We start from the raw sequence: 22,885 nt of genomic DNA, 5'->3' as shown, positions 1-22,885 counted from the left end.
ATGTGTGACGTTTTCAGAGGAATGCCGCAGGGCAGCCGCGCAATGGTGGGAGGGGAGTTTTGTCCATCCGTTTGTTCAAGGAATTGGCGATGGGACGCTTCCGATTGACCGGTTTACATACTATGTGCTTCAGGATTCATATTACTTAACGCATTTTGCAAAGGTGCAATCGTTCGGCGCTGCTTATGCGAAGGATCTTTATACAACAGGACGGATGGCAAGCCATGCCCAAGGTACATATGAAGCGGAAATGGCGCTTCATCGCGAGTTTACGGAGCTGTTGGAAATCAGTGAACAAGAGCGAAAGGCGTTTAGGCCGTCTCCTACGGCATATTCTTATACATCCCATATGTACCGTTCGGTTTTGAGCGGGAATTTTGCCGAGATTTTAGCGGCACTGCTGCCTTGCTATTGGCTATATTATGAAGTCGGTGAGAAATTGCTGACGTGTGATCCGAGCCATCCCATTTATCAGAAGTGGATCAGCACTTACGGCGGTGACTGGTTCAGACAGCAGGTCGAAGAGCAAATCAATCGCTTCGATGAGCTGGCGGAAAACGCCACGGAAGAAGTGCGCATCAAGATGAAAGAAAATTTTGTCATTTCGAGTTTCTACGAGTACCAATTTTGGGGAATGGCTTATCGAAAAGAAGGCTGGTCTGAACCCAATATAAAAGAGGTGAAGGAAAGTGGAGCTTCACGCTATAACTGATGATCGTAAGCCGGTTGAACAGTTAGCAAAAGCGATGATAGCGATTCAGAATGAAGTTGATTTTATACACATTCGGGAACGTTCAAAATCGACAGCCGACATTTTGGAACTGCTCAGGCTTATTTCTGACGGCGGTGTAGATAAACGAAAACTCGTCATGAATGAACGGGTGGATATTGCGCTTCTTTCTACAATTCATCGCGTGCAGCTGCCAAGCGGCAGTTTTTCGCCAAAGCAGGTCAGAGCCAAATTTCCTCATCTTCATATTGGGCGGTCGGTGCATTCACTTGAGGAGGCACTTCGAGCAGAAAAGGAAGATGCGGACTACGTACTGTTCGGCCATGTGTTTAAAACGGATTGCAAAAAGGGTCTTGAAGGCCGAGGAGTGTCTTTGCTGTCAGATATCAAACAGCAGATTTCCATCCCGGTTATCGCGATCGGCGGAATGACGCCGGATAGGTTAAGAGATGTAAAACAAGCAGGTGCAGACGGCATCGCTGTCATGTCGGGGATTTTTTCTTCCGCTGATCCTTTGGAAGCTGCCGGACGATACTCCTGTACGTTAAAGGAGATGCGCTATGAAAAGGCATTATGATGCGGTTGTCATTGGAGGCGGAATGATCGGTTCTGCGATTGCTTATCATGTGGCAAAGGAAAACAAAGAAATTGCATTGTTTGAAAGCGGAGCAATAGGCGGCAGAACAACAAGCGCTGCTGCCGGTATGCTTGGCGCCCATGCCGAGTGTGAGGAGCGTGATGCGTTTTTTGACTTTGCCATGCACAGCCAGCGCCTGTACAAAGGGCTTGGAGAAGAGCTTTACACACTATCTGGTATCGATATCAGACAGCATAACGGCGGTATGTTTAAGCTTGCGTTTTCAGAAGAAGATGTACTGCGGCTGAGGAAGATGGATGATTTGGATTCTGTCAGCTGGCATACAAAGGAAGAAGTGTTAGATACAGAGCCATATACGGCTGATGACATTTTCGGGGCGGCCTTTATTCAGGATGATGTGCATGTTGAGCCTTATTTTGCTTGCAAGGCATATGCGAAAGCAGCGAAAGCGCTTGGAGCGGAGTTTTTTGAGCATACGCCTGTCCTGCATGTCGAACGTGACGGTGAAGCGCTATCTATCGAGACGCCGAAAGGTAACGTGCGGGCGGATCATGTCGTGATTGCCAGCGGGGTATGGAGCGGAACATTTTTTAAACAGCTCGGGCTGAATCATTCATTTTTCCCTGTGAAAGGGGAGTGCCTGTCGGTTTGGAATGATGATATCCCGCTGACGAAAACCCTTTACCATGATCATTGCTATATCGTACCGAGAAGAAGCGGCAGACTGATAATCGGCGCGACAATGAAGCCAGGTGACTGGAGTGAAGCACCGGATCTTGGCGGGATGGGATCAGTAATGAAAAAAGCAAAAACGATGCTGCCGGCCATTCAGAATATGAAGGTGGATCGTTTTTGGGCAGGGCTGCGGCCGGGGACAATGGATGGGAAACCATATATCGGGAGACACCCTGAGGACAGCCGTATTTTATTCGCAGCGGGCCATTTCAGAAATGGGATTCTGCTTGCTCCGGCAACGGGTGCTTTGGTCAGAGATCTCATCATGGGTAAAGAGGTTAATCAAGAATGGGTGCACGCATTCCGAATTGATCGCAAGGAGGCGGTTAAAAGATGATGCTACAGCTGAACGGAAAAGATGTGAAGTGGGAAAAAGACACAGGTACAATTCAAGACTTGCTGGCGTCTTATCAGCTTGAAAATAAAATCGTTGTCGTTGAAAGGAATAAAGAAATTATCAGCAAAGAGCATTACCACGAGGTTGAGCTTTGTGATCGCGATGTCATTGAAATTGTCCATTTTGTAGGAGGCGGATGAGTATGTTAACAATTGGCGGGAAATCATTTCAATCAAGATTGCTGCTGGGCACGGGGAAATATCCATCGTTTGACATCCAAAAGGAAGCAGTGGCCGTTTCTGAATCTGATATTTTAACATTTGCTGTACGGAGAATGAACATCTTTGAAGCGTCTCAGCCCAATTTTCTGGAGCAGCTTGATTTATCCAAATACACGCTATTGCCGAATACAGCGGGCGCCAGCACAGCTGAAGAAGCGGTTCGGATTGCAAGGCTGGCGAAAGCGTCAGGGCTTTGTGACATGATTAAAGTCGAAGTCATCGGCTGCAGCCGATCCTTGCTTCCTGATCCTGTTGAGACACTAAAAGCGTCCGAACAGCTTCTTGAAGAAGGCTTTATTGTGCTCCCGTATACGTCTGATGACGTTGTATTAGCGAGAAAACTGGAGGAGCTCGGCGTTCATGCCATCATGCCGGGTGCGTCGCCGATTGGATCGGGACAGGGAATCTTAAATCCTTTGCATCTGTCATTTATTATTGAACAGGCCAAAGTGCCGGTCATTGTGGATGCCGGAATTGGATCGCCTAAAGACGCAGCATATGCAATGGAGCTTGGAGCGGACGGTGTACTTCTCAATACAGCCGTATCAGGCGCGGAGGATCCAGTAAAAATGGCGCGTGCGATGAAGCTCGCGGTGGAAGCCGGGCGCCTTTCCTATGAGGCGGGCCGCATTCCGCTTAAGCAATACGGGACGGCAAGCAGTCCGGGAGAAGGTCTTCCTGTATGACAGACAGGTACTCCAGACAGGAGTTGTTTGCTCCGATCGGCCCGGCTGGACAGAAGAAATTGAAAGACGCGCGCGCCGTAATTATCGGCGCCGGCGCGCTTGGAACAGCGAGTGCGGAAATGCTTGTGAGAGCGGGAGTAGGCAATGTGAAGATTGCCGACAGAGATTATGTGGAATGGAGCAACCTGCAGCGCCAGCAGCTGTATACAGAAGAGGATGTCAAAAACGAAATGCCGAAAGCAGCCGCTGCGGAGCAGCGCCTCCGCTCGATTAACAGCGATGTCGATGTGACTGGCCTTGTCATGGATGTGACAGCGGAAAATGTCTTTGAGCTGATTAAAGGCACTTCCATCATTGTGGATGCGGCCGATAATTTTGAAACCCGTCTGATCGTAAATGATGCTGCGGTCAAAGAAGGGATTCCTTTTCTCTATGGTGCTTGTGTAGGGAGCTACGGCCTCACTTTTACCGTAGTGCCTGGATCGACCCCCTGCCTGCATTGCTTGCTTGATACACTTCCGATTGGGGGCGCCACATGTGACACAGCTGGCATCATCAGTCCAGCTGTTTTGCAGGTAGCGGTTTTTCAGGTGACAGACGCGCTGAAGCTGCTGACGGGAGAAGAGTGCGAGCCGGTGCTGCGCTCCTTTGACTTGTGGAAAAATGAACGGTCAGAGGTGAGAGCGGCTGGTCTCAAGCGTGATGCATGCCCAAGCTGCGGCACGAAGGATTTTCCGTTTTTGTCATACGAGAATCAAACAAAAGCAGCTGTATTGTGCGGCAGGAACACGGTGCAAATCAGATCATCCTTTACGAAAGAAGCTGATCTTGATGTGCTGGCTTGTCAGTTGAAAAAAGCCGGATTTGAAGCAGCCGCGAACCCGTATTTAATTTCCTGCCGCTCAGATGATATGAAAATGGTGCTGTTCCGGGATGGCAGAGCATTGATCCACGGCACGAATGATATTGCCCGGGCGAAGTCTATTTATCATAAATGGATCGGATCATAAAAGGGGTGTAATGGCATGAGTATATATAAAGCTTTGACAATCGCAGGCTCTGATTCAGGCGGCGGAGCAGGGATACAAGCCGATATCAAAACATTTCAGGAACTTGATGTTTTCGGTATGTCCGCAATTACAGCGGTAACGGCTCAAAATACGCTTGGCGTCCACGGGGTGCATCCGCTGACCGTAGAGGCACTGAGACAGCAAATTGATGCTGTTGCCGAGGATTTGAGACCGGACGCCGTTAAAACGGGAATGCTCTGGAATGCTGAAATGATTGAAGGAGTGGCGAAAAAAATTGATGAATATGGGTTTAATCGTGTGATAGTTGATCCGGTAATGATTGCAAAGGGTGGTGCATCCTTGCTGCATGATGAATCAGTTGCCACCTTAAAGGAGCTGCTCATCTCCAGAAGCTACGCGGTTACGCCGAATGTTCCGGAAGCGGAAACACTGACAGGATTGACAATCCGCTCATTGGACGACCGAAAAAAAGCAGCGGAGGAGCTTGTGAAGATGGGGGCGCAGCATGTGATCATCAAAGGCGGACATCAGCCTGATGACAATCACATTACTGACCTTCTTTTTGATGGGAACGTGTTTATGCAGATCAGCCATCCTTTTATCGATACGAAACATACGCATGGCACAGGCTGTACCTTTGCTGCAGCTGTAACAGCTCAAACGGCTAAAGGAGATAGCATTCATCAGGCATTCGAGGCGGCAGTCAGCTTTGTCCGTGAAGCGGTGGAAAATACGCTCGGTATCGGGTCGGGACACGGGCCGACAAACCATTTCGCCTTTAAGCGAAACAGCTTAAAAACGAGCCGATGAGATCACCAGCTGATGGTGGTCTCGTTTTCGTTTGTCTATCGTATGCGCTTTTCATCTGGACAAGGTTATGATATGATAGGGATTAAGATCAGGTACTAATACTATGTCTTTATTAAATATAGGAGGCTTTATACATATGAATTTTTCACTTGAAGGCCGCAACATTGTTGTCATGGGGGTTGCCAACAAACGCAGTATCGCATGGGGTATTGCGCGCTCTTTACATGAAGCGGGCGCCCGTTTGATTTTCACATACGCAGGAGAACGTCTGGAGAAATCTGTTCATGAGCTTGCGGGAACGTTAGAACGCAACGATTCCATTATTCTTCCTTGTGACGTAACTAACGACGCGGAAATCGAAACATGCTTCGCAAGCATTAAGGAGCAGGTCGGTGTAATCCACGGTATCGCGCATTGTATCGCGTTTGCTAATAAAGAAGAGCTTGTCGGCGAATACTTAAGCACAAATCGTGACGGTTTCCTTTTGGCTCATAACATCAGCTCATATTCTCTGACAGCTGTTGTCAAAGCAGCACGTCCGATGATGACTGAAGGCGGAAGCATTGTTACTTTGACTTACCTTGGCGGAGAACTTGTGATGCCAAACTACAACGTCATGGGTGTAGCGAAAGCTTCTCTTGATGCAAGTGTGAAATACTTAGCTGCTGACTTAGGAAAAGAAAATATCCGTGTTAACAGCATTTCTGCCGGCCCGATCAGAACATTGTCTGCTAAAGGCATCAGCGATTTCAACTCTATCCTGAAAGATATTGAAGAGCGTGCGCCGCTTCGCCGCACGACAACACCTGAAGAAGTAGGCGATACAGCTGCGTTCTTATTCAGCGATATGTCTCGAGGCATTACAGGTGAAAATCTTCACGTTGACTCAGGTTTCCATATCACTGCACGCTAAGCAGGATCTATATCAAGCAATCCCGAATAGAGGGATTGCTTTTTTATTTCTTCTGATTTTCAGGTTTCTGTCATATAGATAGACTATGACACAATCGGAGGGATGAAGATGTCTAATAAGAAAAGAAACGCGGAAAAAAAACCGCTCATGTATATTGTTCAGCCGGATTACGCAGAAACAACAAGGTCATCTATGCAGGAGATTGTCATCAAAAGAAAGGCCGACAAACCCGCTCCGCCAAAAGCGGAGGAAAAGCCGGCCTACCGAGAGAAACAGCAGGAGAAAGCTGTGGTAACAGAGGTGCAGGAAGCAGAACAAAAGCCTGAAATTGAGTCAGTGAGCCAGCACATAGAAGAGGTGAAAGAGCCCGAAAACAAGAAAAAACAGCAGGAACTGAATGCAGAGCCGGAGCCCGCAGAAGAAACCATTGAACAAGAGCCTCCGAAAGCAGGAAAAAAGGAAGAGCCTGTGCCTGAGGCCCAGAAGCCTGAAAAAGAACCGGAAGCTGTTCATAATGCAGCCAAAGCGGAGGAAAAAGCCCCGCCGGCAAGAAAAGTGAAAAAGCCAATGAGCAAGATGACGATTCACGAAAAAATTGATTTTTTAACAAAACTTCCTCATAACATGCCGAGAGCGCTTTGTTTGATTGAAGCTAATGGAAAAACGTACAGAGGTGTGATTGTCGGCAGAAGAAACGATTCTGTCCTGCTCCGAACGACTGGAAATGGCGCGCCGACTGAGCTGGTGATTGATGACATCACTTCTTTACATCCGCTCGGTTTTTAATGGAATGAAAAAAAGCTGCCCGGCAGATGTTCCCGGACAGCTTTTTTACATAGAGAAAAGCGCTGCAGTCGCATTTAATGATGATGGTGCGTACGATTGATTAATCGAGGAGTTAAGCAGTTGATTGCGCAGAAGCAGTCTAAGTCCACTTCAATGCAGTAGTTCGTTCTTTCAAGTCGAAACACTTCGCAAACTTTATCTTTATCAGTGAAATCCAAAATGTGTTTGTGTTCGTCAAATGCAATTAATAATGACAATGTTGCGCAGCAGTCATGAACTTTTTCCACTCTGAAAAATACAGTATTAAAGCAAGGCCCATTTTCAAGTTCTCCAACATTTCCGAAAGCGACCAGAGGATTTGATTTTGATGTAAACAGCACGAAAGGCACTGTATCGCCTAGCGAATGGGTTGGTGACAAAAGTTTTGAATTGCAGCTAGTCGGGCAGTCTTCTTCAACAGCACTTTGCAGATCTTCAATATTTTCTACAGCTTCACGCACGCAGCTTGATGTTTTTTGGCTCATATTATATCCCTCCTGCCTTATAAATTTCTTGAGACTGGCGAAATGATGGAGAGTCAGCTGCTTCCCGCCGGAAGCAGCTGAATAATTTGCACCTGTAATAGAGTTTGGAAGGGGATTCCTTTTTACAAGTGTTTATCCATTGTGATGATGCTTTTTATCTCTGTTAGGGGATGTTCTGTCAACTAACTCTGGCGATAAGCACTGAATAGCACAGAAGCATCCAAGATCCACTTCAATGCAGAAATCTGTTTTTTCAAGTCCGAAGAAATCCGGGTCGCAAGGGTGGCAAACGCTTAAGGTATCGCATTTGACATCGACTGGGCGCAAAATAGACAATGTTGCACAGCATTCGCATATTTTTTCGACGCGGAAGAAAATGGATTCAAAGCATTGCATATCATCCATAAATCCCCCCACGTTTCCGAAAGTGGAGAACAATCCGCCTTTTTTATCAAACAAGAGAAACGGAATTGTGTCTTTTCCTGCAATTGTCGGATTCAAAAGGTTTGTATAGCAGCCAGTAGGACACTGTTCCTCAACTGCCTCCTGCTCTGCTAAAATCTTTTCCACTGCATCGGATACACAGTTCTCATGCCGGCCATGGGTTTTTCCGCAGCTCATTGATTTCAGCTCCTTCTTTATAGGGTATTTGACTTTAGTCCTTAACAACATATGTACCCGTACGCCACTTGGTGTGGGTGAACGTCTATATATTCATCATATGCTTGGAAAATAAGAAAAAGCAGAGCGTTTTTAGCTCTGCTTTTAAGTTCCTTAGAGAACAAGAGTGATTGTTAAGAGGGCGACTAGGAGGTTTACTGCTGTAGAGATAACTGTTGCGATATCGGCATCTACTGTTGTGACATTTACACCTCGTGAGCATTCGATGAGAAGTTTTTGGCGGTTTACTTGTTTGTTAGCTGCAATCTGTAATAAATCTTGTGCGATTAATTCGGCAATTACGCCGTCTGCAATGGATGTGAGAGTTAATATTACAGTAGCATTATTAATCGCTGTTAAGACTGACGATACTGCTTGAACGTCTGTGGATGAAACATTGATGTCACATGAGTCTCTGATAATAATGGTCTCATCGGAGACTTGCTTATTCAGATTCGCCTGAGCTATATTTTGGTCGATAAAAGCATTATCGTGGCCGAATCCATGGCCATGGCAGCAAATATCACAATGGCATTTTCTTTCATGTTTTTCTTTCTCTTTATCATCTAACGGATGGTCGCAGTCAGGATCAAGTGCAACCCAAGAATACGGTCTGCTTTCCATATCTATTCCTCCTTTTCTTTTACTGTTATTAAATGAGCGAGCCTCTTAGTTTGACTGAGGCATATATCTTGGTGAAGAGCCCTATTTTTTATGGTTAATTTGAATTGTTATTGTTTTGCCGTCTTTGTCTGAGTTGTTCAATTAGCTGCTCTCTGCGGTTTTGCGGTTTATCGTTCTTTTGCTCTTGAACGGCTGCTTCTTCTTTTTTCTTCTTTTGGTTTTCGATTAATGCTGCTGATTTAGCTTGCAAATCTTTTACAAGATTCAAGAGCATTTCTTTTTCTTCGTCTGATACTTTTTTCATTTTGTCTTTCGTGACGCCATGTTTAGAAAATATATTTTGGACCAGCATTTTCGTCATCGGATCAGCTTCCGGAAGCTTTGCAAGCTCTTCTTTTATTTTATCGTTATCTGACATTTGTTTTCACCTCGGCTTTTTAATTTGTGAAAAGAAAGGGTTAAAGGACGTCAAGTTCATTGAGAATGCTGTTTAGCACCTGAAGCAAAATTTGTACAAAGGTTATTATTTCGACAGCAGATAAAGTGATTTTGATATTACGGCTGTTGATAATTTTAATGATGGTTCTTTTCTTGATTTGAGAGTTGTCGAGAATGAGAATGTCGCTTGCCACTTCGTCAGCTAAGTCTTCGTCGGCAATGACGAGCTGTGTCGCCAGGATAATCAATGTTGTAACTAAGGCTTGTATAGAAAGGGCAGATGTTATATGTGATGTATCTATTGTGATATTTTCGCAATCAATGACTTCGATCTGCTGCTCGAATTCGCTTGATAATTGCTCAAATATGTCAGGATGCAGGGATGCAACTTTTTCTTCAAATGACATAACCTTCACTCCTTTCTTATCCATACTCTATATAATGCAAAAGGGGTGCAGAGCGGAATAATAAAAATAACTAATTTTGCGCCGGACAAGATACAATTCATCAAGAATAGGGTTTTAGCATATATGTGAAGGGATCATGATTGGAAAGGAGTGAACAAGTGGTTATTAATGGACTGACAATTGTTCTTCTTTCACTTGCGGTCTTCCGGCTCGCTCGGCTGCTGGTATTTGATACGATTATGGCGCCGCTTCGCAGTCTGTTTCACGAAGAGAAGGAGGAAAAGGATGCGGACGGGAACATGGAAACGTATATTGTGGTTAAGGGGACGGGTGTGAGGGCATTTATTGGTGAATTGCTGAGCTGTTATTGGTGCACAGGCGTGTGGTGCGCCGGCTTTTTAATTTTATGCCAGGCATTGATCCCGCAAGCAGCGCAGTGGCTGATATTGCTGCTGGCGATCGCCGGTCTCGCCGGCATCATCGAAACGCTCGTATCAAAATGGCTGCAGGAATAAGGCATTCCCGCCAGCAACTTTTCCTTAGCATCCGCATAAAGTAGCATATATGATATAAGGAAAGGAAGGGAACAAAGTGAATCAATCCGATAAACCTTCCCAAAAAACTCCATATACAGAAACATTGCATCAACCAAAAAAGATTAAAAAGAAAGGCTGCGGGTGCGGAAAAAATAAAAAGAAAAAACCTCAATAACTTGGCAAAGAAACCGGAGATCTCCGGTTTTTTGTTTTTTTTAACGGAGCGGTTGTTCTCAGCATATATCATGAGTGGGGGGATACCAGTGAATGAGTTTGAAAAATGGATAGAAGGCAAATACGGACCTCATGAACAAAAGCAAACAAAACATGAAAACACGATGAGCCGTATCACAAAAGATTTGAATGCATTTGATGAAGCTGGTCTGTCGTTTGAAGAGGAGATTGAAGAGCTTGCTGAAAAAACGGAAGCCTTACTCAAAAAACGTCAGGCCCAGTATGATCAACTGTAAATCCGCAATCGCCCTATGCGTTTATCCAAGCCAAATAACTCGGCTTTCATAATGTATAGAGAGTAAAGGAGGTGCTTATCTATGGGCTTTGGATACGGATTTGGCGGCGGCTACGGTTGTTGTGGCGGTTACGCTGGCGGCTATGGCGGCGGCTATGGCGGCGGCTATGGTTCAACATTTGTTTTGTTGGTCGTATTATTCATTCTCCTCATTATCGTAGGTGCATCTTTCTTTTAAGATGAATTGAGGAAGTACAGGTAATAACCTGTGCTTCCTTACCTTGTGTTTATTTTTAACATTTTGGTAAAGCACATTGTATGTTGTACCTTCATACAATACCATATCACTCCGCCAAAAGGAGGCGTCCTATGGATAATCAATTTTTTAAAAATATCGAGAAGAAAACAGGTGTCAAGATGCAGGATGTCATGAATCTTGCCGGCTCGCTTCAAAACGCCAATTTTAAAGATGAAAATACAGTCCGCAGTGTCATTCAGCGCGTAGCACAGCTGGCAAACAGACGCGTGCCGAGAGAATTAGAAGATAAGATTGTGCAATCTATTACAAGCGGAAAAGAAAAGCTTGATTTTAACACGATTTCCAAAATGATGGATAATAAATAAGCAGCAGGCCTTGCTGACACATTGCAGCAGGCCTTTTTTACAGAAAAGACCCGACAGATTACTGTCGGGCTGTTAGTTATGCAAGTGCTGTCTTGCTTGCTGTAAAAGGGGATATAAAAATCTTGAACGGTGGGCTGTTTTACCGCGCCTGTTTGCGGGACATGACAAATATAGATGCTGTTTGGCCCGGGTCATGGCGACATATAACAGGCGTCTCTCTTCCTCAAGAGAAGCTTCATCTCCTTTTCTCGCTGTTTCTAATGAGAAATCGTGCGGAATCGAGCCGTCTACGGTGCCTAACACGTAGACCGTTTTGAACTCAAGGCCTTTTGACCGGTGAATGGTCATCAGCTGAACGCCATTTTCATTCGTTTTGTTTTTCTCAGCGGCCCGCATATGATCTACATGGGCGAGAAAATCAGGAATCGTTTTGAATTTCTTGGCAACGACCTTGATGTCACGCAGATCATCAGAGCCTTTTTCCAGTTTATTTCCTTCATTGCCTCGTTTTTTTAAATACTCGGAAAAGCCCATTTTTCCTTCTGCAAAGGTGATCGCTTCCACCGGCTTCATCGTGCGGATGCTGGTGAAAAACGGGACGATCTTCTTGATTTTGGTCAGCTGGAACGGCTTTAGGTCAGGCAGCTTGGCCAGCGCTTGAATCATGGAGCAGTCCTCGGTGATCGAGAGTGCCTTCAGCGTGTTCAATGCGGACTGTTTCAAGAATAAGGCAGGCAGCAAGTGCTTAATCGCCTCAGTGTCATCCTCATTTTGGCTCGCGTACAAGTATGCAAGAATTTGGCGGATGATCCGTCTGCTGTAAAACGATTGGACACCGCGATCAGCAGTATATGGAATGGATGATTGATGAAGTCTTTCGTAAATGGCGCGTCCAGCGCTGTTTGTGCGGTAGAGAACCGCAAAGTCTTCAGGGCTTGCTCCATTTTGAATTTTTTCTTTCATATCGGCAACGACCATTGTTGCTTCTTCCTCTTCGTCATATGGATAAAACAGCACAGGGGCCTGCACGTCATCACGGGCTGCTTCAAGCATTTTGGCATACCTGTTTTTATTCTTTTTCACGACGATATCAGCACTTGAAACAATCGGGTGTGTAGATCTGTAGTTCGCAGTTAAATAGATCGTCTTCGCTCCGGGATAATCCTTTTGGAAATCAAGAATAAAAGACGGATTACTTCCGCGAAACGCGTAGATGGACTGGTCGTCGTCCCCGACGCAGCAAAGGTTTTGTTCCGGGCTGGCAAGCATTTGCATCATTTTATATTGAACGGGATTAATGTCCTGGAACTCATCTATTAAGATATACGTAAACCGAGATTGGTATTGTTTCAGAAGATCCGGCCGATCAATAAACAATTCATAACAGGCTGAAGCCATGTCATCAAAATCAAATTGATTTTGTTCTTTTTTCTGGCGTTCATAATGTTCATATAAACGATAAACTTGTTTTTCCCACTCGTCTTTTAAAGGAATGCGTTCATTCGGTACATAAGTGTTTTTCCAGAAACCGATCTGCTGCAGGGCTTGGTCAACAGGAAACTCTTTCTCATCAATTCCTTCTTCATAGAGTGCTTTTTTGATATATTGTTCCCGCTGCCACTCCATTTTCAGCAGATGCTCGCCGTTCCACTTCGCGGCATCATAGTGATACAGAATCTTATAAAACAAGCTGTGGAAGGTTCCGGTGACAAGTCTTCTGACTTTTGCCGGCTGTAATCCATACTGCTTCGCCATACGCTCTTTCATTTCTGCGACAGCTTTTGTTGTGAAAGTGACAAGCAGCATGTTTTCCGGCGGTATGCCTAGGTGTTCGATCATATGGGCAGCGCGCGCAGTCAGCACACGTGTTTTTCCGCTTCCGGCACCTGCAAGCACAAGCAGCGGACCTTCCGTTTCTGTGACGGCTTTCAGCTGATCCGTGTTCAAGCCGACAGATGGAAAAAGGCTCATATCAGGTTCTATTGCTTTTTGTACAAATGGTATTCTTGGTGTTATACTTCTCGGCCGCTGCCACTCCGTTACAGCTGGAGACGGATCAGCAGCAATCGCTTTTCCCTTAGGCAAACGAATGACACCAGACTGCTGCTCGTCTTCTTTTTTTTCCTCTATAACAGGCTTCGGTTCGCACGCCTCCTCACATGCCGGGAAATCGCCTGGCTGGCGGTGGATAAACTCCGGCGGATCGGCGATGTTGAGCCTTAACAAAACGGATTTTCCGCAATGAGAACAAAATAAATGTCCTTTTATTCCTTCTTCAAAGAGGAATTGATAATGTTCTCTCGAATATGTATGTAAGTGTATCGTTCGGTCATTCAGTCGGGCGCATTTCAAAAAAGGGGTCCTCCCAATCAAAAGGTGTTCATTACAGACAATGACTATCATATCAAAAGAAATGTGTTTCAAAAAGTAAGTTTAAGGGAAAAGATATAGCAGAAGGGTGGGGTTCGAATGATATATGCAGGTCATATTCAAAGCCAGCAATACGCTCAATATGCAAACAGAACGATTGGACATAAGCAGGATTATGCCGGAACTGAAAAAATCCGATATGTCCCGTTTCAACGGGTATACAAGGAACTGGAAAAGCAGCAGGAAAATCAAACGGCCGCTGAAAGAAAAGTAAACGAGACAAAACGTAAGCGCTCTCTACATAAGGAAGGTATAAGGTATCAAAAAGGATTCTTCATTAATGAATATAGATAAAAAATCTCCGATAATCATTCGGAGATTTTTTATTGCAGAATGTTAGATATCATTGTAATATGTCATAAAAGATTTTGGGAACGGGGTGATGCAATGATTTTATCCATTAACCCTCAAGTTAAATACTTTAAGAAATCTAAAAACCGGGAGAATTCCGCTTGAAAAGATTTGTTAATACAATTTTTAATTATTGTGGTAATTCATTTACCAAATGACATCGAGGTGGTTTTTTATGAAAGCGGAGCAGATCCAAAGAGATCTTGAACGTTTACACTATTGGGACGCAAGGGTCCTGCAATTAGAGTCTTATTTTTTCGGTGACGAAATAATAATGATATTTGAAGACACAGACAGTAATGTAAAGTTATCTTTTACAGGTTGTTCATCATTTTCATTTGTTACAACTGCTGATGATCGAATAAAACCGTTAAAAGATTTGCAAAGGTCCCAAATCCCTTATTTTCTCCAGAATATTGAGATGTCAACAATCCAGAGCGAAGGGAAAGAATTATTAAAAAGTAAAATCCTCATGCCGCCTTTAAATGCAGAAATTGTATGTCATACTATTTCTATAAACAAAGTAGCTTGATATCACTTAAGGCCCTGTATAAGGACCTTAAGTTATGCGATCATTTAACCATTTGCAAATGGGGAATGCCGGCATCGAGGAATTCTTTTTCAGACAGCACACGATACCCGTGTTTTTTGTAAAACGGCACGGCCTGCGTTTGTGCGTTTAACGTGAAACCGGAAGCGCCGCCGTCTGCGGCCGCTTTTTCGAGTGCTTTCATAATGATGCCGCCGACACCGGAGGAGCGGTAGCTTTTCAATACGCAAATTCGCTCCAGCTTGCCGTATCCGTCCTTCATGCGCCATCTGCCAGCACCGACAGGCTTTTCGCCGTCATACACGACAATATGCTCCGCTTCATTTTCAAGTTCGTCAATTTCTTCTTCAGCAGGCACGTTTTGTTCTTTGACAAAGACTTCTTTTCTTACATAAAATGCATCTTTTATTTGTTCTTCATTTTTTGCGATAACTGCTTCCAAACGATTATTCTCCTCCGCCCAGCAAGAAGGTTTCATATACTGTCCACGATCCGTTATCTAACTGGTAAAGCAAGTGAAAACGGTCTGCGATTTCTTCATGAGATACTTCCTGCATTTTTAATTGTCCCAGCACATCTGAATGTTCATCGTCGGAAAGGTTTTGACCGACCGTTATGTGCGGAACAAAACTATATTCCTGTTCACCAGCCAGCACACCGGTGTATAACTTTTCATTGAGGGTTTTTAATTCTTCCGTCGGCTCTGCTTTGATGTAAATGACATTATTAACAGGGGCAAATGAGCTGTATTTTGTCATTTTGAGAACGAGCGGATGGGACTCCTTTGCGATGTTTCTCAGATGGGATACAAGCTGATCCGCTTTCTCATCCGCACATTCAAACGATGCTCTCAGCGTCAAATGAGGCGGGATCAGGGAATAGCTTGGGTCATAGCGCTTTCTGTAAGAGTTCGCAAGGTCTTGGAGTTTTTTTGATGGGAATAAAACGATTCCATATTTCATAGTATGTCCCTCCTGAAATAAATTATGATAAAGTGTCAAAGCATTTTTTTCAGCGCAGGCGTGATGAGCGGCTGCCAATATGTCCATTTGTGATCGCCCTCAAATGGTTCAAATTCATAATCGGAAAGCTTCTCCTCCAGCAGCTGTTTCAGCTCCTGATTCGGTTTTGTAAAATCCAGAATGCTTCCGTCTGTCGTGTGGACGTCGGTTTCTTTTGTTCCGATTTGATGATAAATAGAGAGGTGTTTGATATCGCCCGACTGTTTGAGAGCTTCCAAAACATGTTTGTCAACATAAGGAGACTGCATGATAATATTTCCAAACATATTTGGATAATCAAGCGCTGTCATAAGCGATATGGTCGCTCCAAGCGAGTCCCCGATCAGTGTTCGCCCGTAGCCGATCTGATAGGTAGGATACGCCTCGTCAGCAAACGGAACGAGCTCATGGGCGATGAACCGTTTATAGGCCGAAAATTTTGAGCCTTCCGGATGGTAGGTTTTTCTGCGCTCTTTTACATCCTTATAAGGCACACCGATAACTATACACCGTTCTATTTCCCGTTTGGAAAGCAATTCTTCAACCTGTCTGCCGATTCTCCCCAGCCGGAAATAATCATGCCCGTCCTGTGCGATAATGACATGGTATTTATAGAGAGGGGAGTAGTTGGACGGCAGATAAACGAGCAATGTCATTTCCTCATTAAGCTCTTTTGAAAAGAACTTTTTTTCTTGTACTGTGCCGTTTTTCGGTGCCATCATATATTCCTCCAGGACATCACTAGACTTTCTTGCTATTTGCCATTATTGTACCATGAATTATTAGAAATTTCTCTCTTTAAACCGTTCGGAACTCGAACAAAAAAGTGTTGAAATAAACTGCAAATTGCGCTAATATAAAACAATCAGAAAATTTCAATCGATATTTCTTATCGTGAGAGGTGGAGGGACTGGCCCTTAGAAACCTCAGCAACCGGCCTGTTTTGCATAAGTGCAAAGCGCCAAGGTGCTAAATCCAGCAAGCGTTTTTTATGCTTGGAAGATAAGAAGAAGCGTTAAACCCCTTCTTCTTATCAAGAAGGGGTTTTTTATTATGAAAAGGGAAGGTGTCAGCTCTATGTCACAGCACGTTGAAACGAAATTAGCCCAAATCGGGAACCGAAGCGACGAAGTAACGGGAACAGTGAGTCCTCCTATTTATTTATCAACAGCATACCGCCACAGGGGGATCGGGGAATCGACTGGATTTGATTATGTTCGGACGAAAAACCCGACACGCCAGCTTGTCGAGGACGCAATCGCCAGTTTAGAAAACGGAGCGAGAGGGCTTGCCTTCAGTTCGGGAATGGCAGCCATCCAAACGATTATGGCACTGTTTAAAAGCGGAGATGAACTGATCGTTTCATCGGACTTATATGGCGGCACGTACCGTTTGTTTGAAAATGAATGGAAAAAATACGGATTGACCTTTCATTATGATGATTTTAGCGATGAGGACTGTTTACGCTCAAAGGTAACGCCGAATACCAAAGCGGTGTTTGTGGAAACACCGACAAATCCGCTCATGCAAGAGGCGGACATTGAAAAAATTGCTCGGATCACTCAAGAGCACGGTCTTCTGCTGATCGTAGATAATACATTTTATACACCGGTTTTGCAGCGTCCGCTTGAACTGGGGGCAGACATTGTGATTCACAGCGCAACCAAGTATTTAGGCGGGCATAACGACTTGCTTGCGGGACTTGTCGTTGTAAAGGATGAGAAGCTTGGAGAGGAAATGTTTCAGCATCAAAATGCAATCGGCGCCGTCCTGCCTCCGTTTGATTCGTGGCTTTTGATGAGAGGAATGAAGACGCTCAGTCTCAGAATGCGCCAGCATCAGGCAAACGCACAGGAGCTTGCGGCGTTTTTAGAAGATCGGGAAGAAATTGCGGATGTGCTGTATCCGGGTAAAGGCGGCATGCTGTCCTTCCGATTGCAAAACGAAGAGTGGATCAATCCATTTTTAAAAGCGCTGAAAACAATCTGTTTTGCAGAAAGCCTCGGCGGGGTGGAGAGCTTCATTACATATCCTGCCACACAGACACACATGGATATTCCTGAAGATATCCGTATCGCAAACGGAGTCTGCAATCGCCTGCTGCGTTTTTCGGTCGGAATAGAACATGCAGACGATTTAAAAGAGGATCTAAAACAAGCGCTATGTCAGGTTAAAGAGGGAGCTGTTTCATTTGAGTAATCATAATAATTGGACGCTGGAAACCCAGCTCGTGCACAATCCATTTAAAACAGACGGATCAACAGGGGCAGTCAGTGTACCGATCCAGCACGCATCGACTTTTCATCAATCTTCATTTGAAGAGTTTGGCTCATACGATTACAGCCGCTCAGGCACGCCGACAAGAACAGCTCTCGAAGAAACAATTGCCGCACTGGAAGGCGGAACGAGAGGATTTGCTTTTAGTTCAGGCATGGCTGCAATCTCAACAGCATTTTTACTTCTGTCACAGGGCGATCACGTTCTTGTGACGGAAGATGTATACGGCGGAACCTTCCGTATGGTGACAGAGGTGCTGACCCGGTTTGGCATTGAGCATACATTTGTCGACATGACGGATACGAATGAAGTAGCGCGGAAGATCAAGCCGAACACAAAGGTTATTTATATGGAGACACCGTCAAATCCGACACTGGGGATCACTGATATTAAAGCAGTTGTTCAGCTTGCAAAAGAAAACGGCTGTCTGACCTTTCTGGACAACACATTCATGACACCGGCACTGCAGCGTCCGCTTGATCTTGGCGTGGATATTGTGCTTCATAGTGCAACGAAATTCTTGAGCGGACACAGCGATGTGCTGTCAGGACTGGCTGCTGTCAAGGATGAAGAGCTTGGGAAGCAGCTGTATAAGCTGCAAAACGCGTTTGGCGCCGTCCTTGGCGTGCAAGATTGCTGGCTCGTGCTACGCGGCTTAAAAACATTACAGGTCCGTTTAGAAAAAGCGAGCCAAACAGCGCAGCGGCTTGCGGAGTTTTTCCAGAAGCATTCGGCGGTGAAACGCGTGTATTATCCAGGGCTGTCTGATCATCCGGGCGCTGAAACGCATAAAAGCCAGTCGGTGGGAGCGGGCGCCGTGCTATCCTTTGAGCTTGAAAGCAAAGAGGCTGTTAAGGCATTAGTAGAAAACGTATCACTTCCTGTCTTTGCTGTCAGCCTTGGTGCAGTAGAATCCATTTTGTCTTATCCTGCAACAATGTCTCACGCGGCAATGCCTAAGGAAGAGCGTGAAAAACGCGGTATTACAGACGGTCTGCTCCGTCTTAGTGTGGGTGTCGAACACGCAGACGATTTAGAACGTGATTTCGAACAAGCGCTGAAGCAAATTGCTCCCGTGCCAGTTCGTTAAAAAAGAAGCCGGGGATAACTCGGCTTCTTCTATTATATATTATCATTAGGATTCAAAATTGCGAGGACTTGATGATCCTCCCAGACGCCGTTAATTTTCACATTTTTTCTGGCAATGCCTTCTTTATGAAATCCCGCTTTTTCCAATACACGCATAGACCCGATGTTGCGGGGCATCACACCGGCTTCAATCCGATGCAATTTCAATTCGTGAAATGCAAAATCAACAATCAATCTGACTGCCTCTGTCATAAAACCCTTTCCATTATGGGCTTTGTCTAAAAAATATCCGATGAATGCAGTTTGCAGCGCCCCGCGGATGAGTTGGAAAAGCGAAACTGTCCCGATTAAGGAATCGTTTGATGCTATAAAAATGCCAAAATGATATTCTTCATCATCCTCCTGTCTTTGCCAATACTCGGTAATTTGTTTTCTTTGCCCATCAACCGTATAATAATCGTCTGCACGAATCATGGAAAACTGTTCAAAAAAATCCCGGTTTTCGCTTTGCAGCCGCAGGTTTTCTTCTGCATCCTTTACATCTAAATGCTTTATATAAATGGTATTTCCTTTTAACATACATTGATCTCTCCGTCCTCTTGTCAGCATTACTCTTACATATTCTGAGGAAAGTGTAAAAACCCTTTTTATAAGAAAGAAGAAAACCAATTTCCCATAAAGGTGCCAACATAATTTCCAATGAAGTAACCGAGCGTACCGACAAGCATGATCGGCCCCACAAGATCATGCCAGCCCTTGGCGATTGCCATCGCAGCAGCGGTCGTTGGCCCCCCGACAGCAGCATTGACAGCGAGCAAAATTTCTTCAAGGTGCACGCGGACCAATTTCCCGATAGCTAAGGAAATCACTAAATTACTGATGGCAACAAGGAAGACAAATAACAGAATAAGAGGCGCATTGGTGACAATGAAGCGCAGATCTGCCGGAATGCCAATCACCACAAAAAATAAATAAATTAAAAAGGTTCCAAGCTCCTGTGATCCATTGAGCTTCTCGAAAAAATGCGGGAAGAGAAAGACGACCAGAATAGTTAAGGATGTAAGGATCAGATACTGATCGCCAAACGTTCCAGTCACCAGAGGATGAGAAAACATGCTTTTCACATAACCGGAAACCTTCACACTAACCGCCACAAGCGCAAAAGCAGCACCGGCATGAAAAGCGATATCCTTTAAAGAAATATCCTTTCGTTTCCAATAGCTTTCTGCACTCTTTCCGCTATCCCCCTCAGCTTTTGCTTTTTCTTCAAATGGCATAGCATAATGCTGTTGAAACCATTTTAGTGCCGGAATGCTGATTAAAATAAAAAATAGGAGCGCCATCATAAAATGATCAGCCACAACAGTAGCAGATACATATTCCCCCGGTGTTTCAAATTTCGCCGCTAACGCAGCAAAGTTGACCCCGCCGCCGATATAAGAAGCGCTGATCATCCCGCCAATTTTATCGAGATAAGGAATATGCTGTTTGAAAATGAAAAAAGCGAGGATGCTCCCAAGGACAGTGCCAGCGGAGCTAATCAGAAACATAAACAGCAATCGCCTGCTTGCCTTAAAAATCTGCCGCACATTGATCTGGAACAGCAAAAGGGGAATTGCAAGCGGCACCACATAAGCCCATACGGTATCATATACAGGCGACTCAACAGGAAGCACCCCTATATTTGTAAACACCATTGCACCTGCAAGCGCAATGACAGCCCCAGACACAGCAGACGCCCACTTAAAGCGTTGCTCCAGTCCAATACTCACTGCCGCCCACACCGCAATAAACCCCCACAATCCCCATACATCATCGGAAGAAATTAAAGAATGCAAGCCACATCACCCTCTAATGTTAGAAAATTAAGACATATTATAATGGCCTACAAACTAAACAGCAAGTTTCAAAAAAGAGTTTCTGAAAAGTAGTTGACGAATAGAGGAGGAAGTTATATAATAGACCTTGTCAGAAAGACAACCACATACCCAGCAACACATACATATCATGATTCCGTAGCTCAGCTGGGAGAGCGCTACCTTGACAGGGTAGAGGTCGCTGGTTCGAGCCCAGTCGGAATCATAGCTTAAACCCTTGCGCAGCAAGGGTTTTTTACTTTGCTTTAATAAAATCAAATTCGAGAGTTGTTGGCGAGTTGTTGGCGAACTTGACTTTTGACTCGAAATTTATTGGTCGTGTCTCTTTTTAGGGTTAAAATTGTTGAATAGCTCAGCTAGTGATGCTGCCAAGCAGCACTGTCGCGCATTGCATTTCTACCCAGATAAGAAAGCCGAAAACTTCGGTATCGATAGCTATTATGGTCCGAAAATAGCAAATGCAGTCAGACGGTTCCAGAGTAGGTGCGGGCTGTCCGCAGATGGTATTTATGATCCGAAGACTAAGGTGAAAATTGAAGCGGAATTGAAGTAATATAAAAAGGCCGCTCATAAAAGGGGGCCTTTCAGTGTTTCTTTTAAATAGCTTCTTTTAGTTTTTCTATTACGCTTTTCAACCATTCTATAGGTGATAATCCAATTGTCGGGAAGTATATTTCTGCATTACACTTTATAATGTCTTCCTTTTCTTCTTTAGTTAGATCGCTATTTAGAAAATCTTCGCAGTACTTTAAATCGCAACATCCTGATAACCTACCTCTTCTACTTCTTCATTTATGAGACGAACTCCTAAACCATTTTCTTCATCCCAAGTACAATCAAACGATAATCCAATATCACGTCCTTCACGAAGAAAATCATAAGGAACAGAAATACCGACTAATGTAATATGTTCAATTAATTGATCTATTGTTTCAATTAATGGATAGTCTTCGTTCACTGAAACATCATAACCGAGTTCCTGTCTTTTTTGTTTATAATAATCAAGAATCGGTCGTAATATATTATGTTGGACTTGCTCCCAATTATCCATTAGTGAATTATATGCTACATATTGACCTTCATCAAATTCTCCATCTTCTTCCCCGCCTATTAATAACGTTATCTCTGTGTCTTTCTCTAAAAAATTTATATTTCTGTATCCTACCCATTGATACTGATAATCAAGTTCTCCAAATACTTTATCATTTAATGTCATTTTCAAATCTCCTTATTAATTATTGGTAAATCCTCCAGGTTTAAAAGCTCCTGCGTTTATCTCACCAACTCCACCAACATGACCAAACTTAGCATTTATTTCCGTTGGCACAAGTTGCATAGTAACTCCATCATTTAGTTCATGCCATGTTAAGTTATTTTTCACTCGGAATTTTTCTATGTCTTTTGCTCTGATTGCACCAGATTCCATTCCAAATTTGTGAGCCATTTCTGGCGAATTATTAAGTTGTTCTGCTAATTTTTCATTTGCTTGGTTAAAATTATAACCTCTAGCAGCATTTCCTTTAGGTCCTTTCCCACCTAACATATAATCAACCTCAACTTGGCCTTTTGCTACAGGTGAGAAATCAGGCACTCCATTTCTATACTCAATCCCATTAATTCCAGCTTCATTTAAAATTTGCTGTAACTTGGGGTCTGGTGGTGGTTTTAGAGTACATAAAGACTCTCCTCTTTTCCCTTCAAAAACGACTTTTGCATTCATTTCTGCAGGAGTTTGTTTCAGTCTGGATTCATATGTACTGGCAAATTTCTCTTGTTTAAAGGCGGGAGGAATATCCGTATTCCGATTAACTAAACCCACATCACCCTTATTGTTAGAACGTTCAGATCTTCTGAGAACACTCTCTTTTTTATCTTCAATCATACTTTTTAATAGAGGAGTATTTTTTGCGTTATACGTATTCTCGACGTCTTGTGCAATCCCAACCAGTGCAAGATCATTCTTATTTCTAATAATAGAATTGATGTAAGCTTTGCCTTTGTTTATTCCTTTATTGACATGAGTAGCAGCTGTTCCGCTTTCAACCACTTTACCTACTTTAGAAAGCTTGGTAGTGGTTTGCACCGCGGCACCCGCACCTTTTGGACCAACGATATTTCCGA

30 protein-coding genes, 1 tRNA gene, 1 pseudogene and 1 riboswitch are annotated in these 22,885 nt (G+C 44.2%); of the genes and pseudogenes, 19 read left to right on the top strand and 13 right to left on the bottom strand.

What is annotated here, in order from left to right:
• The first annotated feature begins 4 nt into the window (after nt 1–4).
• The 9 genes from tenA to cotO all read left to right on the top strand — a co-directional run bounded on the left by tenA (nt 5) and on the right by cotO (nt 6,907).
• Entirely contained in the window at nt 5–712 is a 708-nt protein-coding gene (tenA, locus tag BTW01_RS04965; RefSeq protein ID WP_162101929.1) for a thiaminase II, read from the top strand.
• Nucleotides 690–1,307 (top strand): thiazole tautomerase TenI, encoded by a 618-nt coding sequence (gene tenI, locus BTW01_RS04960; protein ID WP_162101928.1) that lies wholly within the window; start codon nt 690–692, stop codon nt 1,305–1,307. The genes tenA and tenI overlap by 23 nt, the downstream gene beginning before the upstream one ends.
• Nucleotides 1,291–2,400 (top strand): glycine oxidase ThiO, encoded by a 1,110-nt coding sequence (gene thiO / locus BTW01_RS04955; RefSeq protein ID WP_162101927.1) that lies wholly within the window; start codon nt 1,291–1,293, stop codon nt 2,398–2,400. The genes tenI and thiO overlap by 17 nt, the downstream gene beginning before the upstream one ends.
• Complete coding sequence (gene thiS / locus BTW01_RS04950) at nt 2,400–2,600, top strand: sulfur carrier protein ThiS (protein ID WP_162102174.1); 201 nt, start codon at nt 2,400–2,402, stop codon at nt 2,598–2,600. The genes thiO and thiS overlap by 1 nt, the downstream gene beginning before the upstream one ends.
• Complete coding sequence (thiG, locus tag BTW01_RS04945; RefSeq protein ID WP_162101926.1) at nt 2,597–3,367, top strand: thiazole synthase; 771 nt, start codon at nt 2,597–2,599, stop codon at nt 3,365–3,367. The genes thiS and thiG overlap by 4 nt, the downstream gene beginning before the upstream one ends.
• The gene (gene thiF, locus BTW01_RS04940; protein WP_162101925.1) at nt 3,364–4,377 is read left to right on the top strand and encodes a thiazole biosynthesis adenylyltransferase ThiF; all 1,014 of its coding nucleotides are present in this window, start codon (nt 3,364–3,366) and stop codon (nt 4,375–4,377) included. The genes thiG and thiF overlap by 4 nt, the downstream gene beginning before the upstream one ends.
• A 15-nt stretch (nt 4,378–4,392) precedes the next feature.
• Nucleotides 4,393–5,208, top strand: a complete 816-nt coding sequence (gene thiD, locus BTW01_RS04935) for a bifunctional hydroxymethylpyrimidine kinase/phosphomethylpyrimidine kinase (RefSeq protein ID WP_162101924.1) — start codon at nt 4,393–4,395, stop codon at nt 5,206–5,208.
• A 136-nt stretch (nt 5,209–5,344) separates the two neighbouring features.
• Entirely contained in the window at nt 5,345–6,121 is a 777-nt protein-coding gene (gene fabI, locus BTW01_RS04930; RefSeq protein ID WP_162101923.1) for an enoyl-ACP reductase FabI, read from the top strand.
• Between the two features lie 102 nt (nt 6,122–6,223).
• Entirely contained in the window at nt 6,224–6,907 is a 684-nt protein-coding gene (cotO, locus tag BTW01_RS04925; protein WP_162101922.1) for a spore coat protein CotO, read from the top strand.
• A 74-nt stretch (nt 6,908–6,981) separates the two neighbouring features.
• On the opposite strand, the gene cotZ is transcribed toward cotO, so the two are convergent.
• The 5 genes from cotZ to cotV form a co-directional block, all read right to left on the bottom strand.
• Nucleotides 6,982–7,431, bottom strand: a complete 450-nt coding sequence (gene cotZ / locus BTW01_RS04920; protein WP_162101921.1) for a spore coat protein CotZ — start codon at nt 7,429–7,431, stop codon at nt 6,982–6,984.
• 132 nt (nt 7,432–7,563) lie between these two features.
• On the bottom strand, nt 7,564–8,052 hold the full coding sequence (gene cotY, locus BTW01_RS04915) for a spore coat protein CotY (RefSeq protein ID WP_162101920.1): 489 nt from the start codon (nt 8,050–8,052) through the stop codon (nt 7,564–7,566).
• Between the two features lie 153 nt (nt 8,053–8,205).
• Nucleotides 8,206–8,715, bottom strand: a complete 510-nt coding sequence (gene cotX / locus BTW01_RS04910) for a spore coat protein CotX (protein WP_162101919.1) — start codon at nt 8,713–8,715, stop codon at nt 8,206–8,208.
• 94 nt (nt 8,716–8,809) lie between these two features.
• Nucleotides 8,810–9,133 carry a spore coat protein CotW gene (gene cotW, locus BTW01_RS04905; protein WP_162101918.1) on the bottom strand — a complete coding sequence of 108 codons (324 nt, stop codon included), beginning with the start codon at nt 9,131–9,133 and terminating at the stop codon, nt 8,810–8,812.
• 40 nt (nt 9,134–9,173) lie between these two features.
• The gene (gene cotV, locus BTW01_RS04900; RefSeq protein ID WP_162101917.1) at nt 9,174–9,560 is read right to left on the bottom strand and encodes a spore coat protein CotV; all 387 of its coding nucleotides are present in this window, start codon (nt 9,558–9,560) and stop codon (nt 9,174–9,176) included.
• Between the two features lie 158 nt (nt 9,561–9,718).
• Between cotV and yjcA the strand changes: the two genes are divergently transcribed.
• From yjcA to spoVIF, 4 genes are all read left to right on the top strand, one after another.
• Nucleotides 9,719–10,075: a sporulation protein YjcA gene (yjcA, locus tag BTW01_RS04895; RefSeq protein WP_162101916.1), complete on the top strand. Its 357-nt coding sequence runs from the start codon at nt 9,719–9,721 to the stop codon at nt 10,073–10,075.
• Between the two features lie 284 nt (nt 10,076–10,359).
• Nucleotides 10,360–10,566: a hypothetical protein gene (locus BTW01_RS04890; protein ID WP_162101915.1), complete on the top strand. Its 207-nt coding sequence runs from the start codon at nt 10,360–10,362 to the stop codon at nt 10,564–10,566.
• Between the two features lie 81 nt (nt 10,567–10,647).
• On the top strand, nt 10,648–10,803 hold the full coding sequence (locus BTW01_RS04885) for a YjcZ family sporulation protein (RefSeq protein WP_162101914.1): 156 nt from the start codon (nt 10,648–10,650) through the stop codon (nt 10,801–10,803).
• 131 nt (nt 10,804–10,934) lie between these two features.
• Nucleotides 10,935–11,189, top strand: a complete 255-nt coding sequence (gene spoVIF, locus BTW01_RS04880; protein ID WP_162101913.1) for a sporulation-specific transcription regulator SopVIF — start codon at nt 10,935–10,937, stop codon at nt 11,187–11,189.
• A gap of 72 nt (nt 11,190–11,261) precedes the next feature.
• Here spoVIF and BTW01_RS04875 read toward each other — a convergent pair whose 3' ends face one another.
• Nucleotides 11,262–13,541 carry an ATP-dependent helicase gene (locus BTW01_RS04875; RefSeq protein ID WP_162101912.1) on the bottom strand — a complete coding sequence of 760 codons (2,280 nt, stop codon included), beginning with the start codon at nt 13,539–13,541 and terminating at the stop codon, nt 11,262–11,264.
• Between the two features lie 117 nt (nt 13,542–13,658).
• Between BTW01_RS04875 and BTW01_RS04870 the strand changes: the two genes are divergently transcribed.
• The gene (locus tag BTW01_RS04870) at nt 13,659–13,913 is read left to right on the top strand and encodes a hypothetical protein (RefSeq protein ID WP_162101911.1); all 255 of its coding nucleotides are present in this window, start codon (nt 13,659–13,661) and stop codon (nt 13,911–13,913) included.
• A gap of 232 nt (nt 13,914–14,145) precedes the next feature.
• Nucleotides 14,146–14,502, top strand: coding sequence for a hypothetical protein (locus BTW01_RS04865; protein WP_162101910.1), 357 nt, complete (start codon nt 14,146–14,148; stop codon nt 14,500–14,502).
• Between the two features lie 40 nt (nt 14,503–14,542).
• Here the strand turns inward: BTW01_RS04865 and BTW01_RS04860 are convergent, their stop codons facing one another.
• From BTW01_RS04860 to BTW01_RS04850, 3 genes are read right to left on the bottom strand one after another with little or no spacing between them, the layout of a single operon-like run.
• Entirely contained in the window at nt 14,543–14,962 is a 420-nt protein-coding gene (locus BTW01_RS04860) for a GNAT family N-acetyltransferase (protein WP_162101909.1), read from the bottom strand.
• Between the two features lie 4 nt (nt 14,963–14,966).
• On the bottom strand, nt 14,967–15,482 hold the full coding sequence (locus tag BTW01_RS04855) for a YjcG family protein (RefSeq protein WP_162101908.1): 516 nt from the start codon (nt 15,480–15,482) through the stop codon (nt 14,967–14,969).
• 35 nt (nt 15,483–15,517) lie between these two features.
• Nucleotides 15,518–16,240, bottom strand: a complete 723-nt coding sequence (locus tag BTW01_RS04850; protein WP_162101907.1) for an esterase family protein — start codon at nt 16,238–16,240, stop codon at nt 15,518–15,520.
• A gap of 167 nt (nt 16,241–16,407) precedes the next feature.
• A riboswitch (SAM riboswitch) is annotated at nt 16,408–16,530 on the top strand.
• Between the two features lie 68 nt (nt 16,531–16,598).
• Here BTW01_RS04850 and metI point away from each other — a divergent pair.
• Both metI and metC read left to right on the top strand, forming a co-directional pair.
• Complete coding sequence (metI, locus tag BTW01_RS04845; RefSeq protein ID WP_162102173.1) at nt 16,599–17,720, top strand: cystathionine gamma-synthase/O-acetylhomoserine thiolyase; 1,122 nt, start codon at nt 16,599–16,601, stop codon at nt 17,718–17,720.
• Entirely contained in the window at nt 17,713–18,888 is a 1,176-nt protein-coding gene (metC, locus tag BTW01_RS04840) for a cystathionine beta-lyase (protein ID WP_162101906.1), read from the top strand. The genes metI and metC overlap by 8 nt, the downstream gene beginning before the upstream one ends.
• A gap of 32 nt (nt 18,889–18,920) precedes the next feature.
• Here the strand turns inward: metC and BTW01_RS04835 are convergent, their stop codons facing one another.
• Nucleotides 18,921–19,466 (bottom strand): GNAT family N-acetyltransferase, encoded by a 546-nt coding sequence (locus tag BTW01_RS04835; RefSeq protein WP_162101905.1) that lies wholly within the window; start codon nt 19,464–19,466, stop codon nt 18,921–18,923.
• Nucleotides 19,467–19,534: 68 nt separating this feature from the next.
• Complete coding sequence (locus BTW01_RS04830) at nt 19,535–20,725, bottom strand: DUF819 family protein (protein WP_162101904.1); 1,191 nt, start codon at nt 20,723–20,725, stop codon at nt 19,535–19,537.
• 171 nt (nt 20,726–20,896) lie between these two features.
• On the opposite strand from BTW01_RS04830, the gene BTW01_RS04825 reads away from it, so the two are divergent.
• Nucleotides 20,897–20,969: transfer RNA gene (locus BTW01_RS04825), tRNA-Val, on the top strand.
• Between the two features lie 180 nt (nt 20,970–21,149).
• Nucleotides 21,150–21,317 (top strand): annotated as a pseudogene (locus tag BTW01_RS04820) (peptidoglycan-binding domain-containing protein); the annotation flags it as partial.
• A gap of 195 nt (nt 21,318–21,512) precedes the next feature.
• Here BTW01_RS04820 and BTW01_RS04815 read toward each other — a convergent pair.
• Nucleotides 21,513–21,980, bottom strand: coding sequence for a DUF6985 domain-containing protein (locus BTW01_RS04815; protein ID WP_162101902.1), 468 nt, complete (start codon nt 21,978–21,980; stop codon nt 21,513–21,515).
• A gap of 15 nt (nt 21,981–21,995) precedes the next feature.
• A partial coding sequence (locus BTW01_RS04810) for an HNH endonuclease (RefSeq protein ID WP_238391398.1) occupies nt 21,996–22,885 on the bottom strand: 890 nt, incomplete at its 5' end.

This window comes from Bacillus sp. SKDU12, from assembly GCF_010093085.1.
In the GTDB taxonomy this organism is placed as follows: Bacteria; Bacillota; Bacilli; order Bacillales; family Bacillaceae; genus Bacillus; species Bacillus mexicanus.
This window is presented reverse-complemented; position numbering and strand designations above follow the sequence as displayed.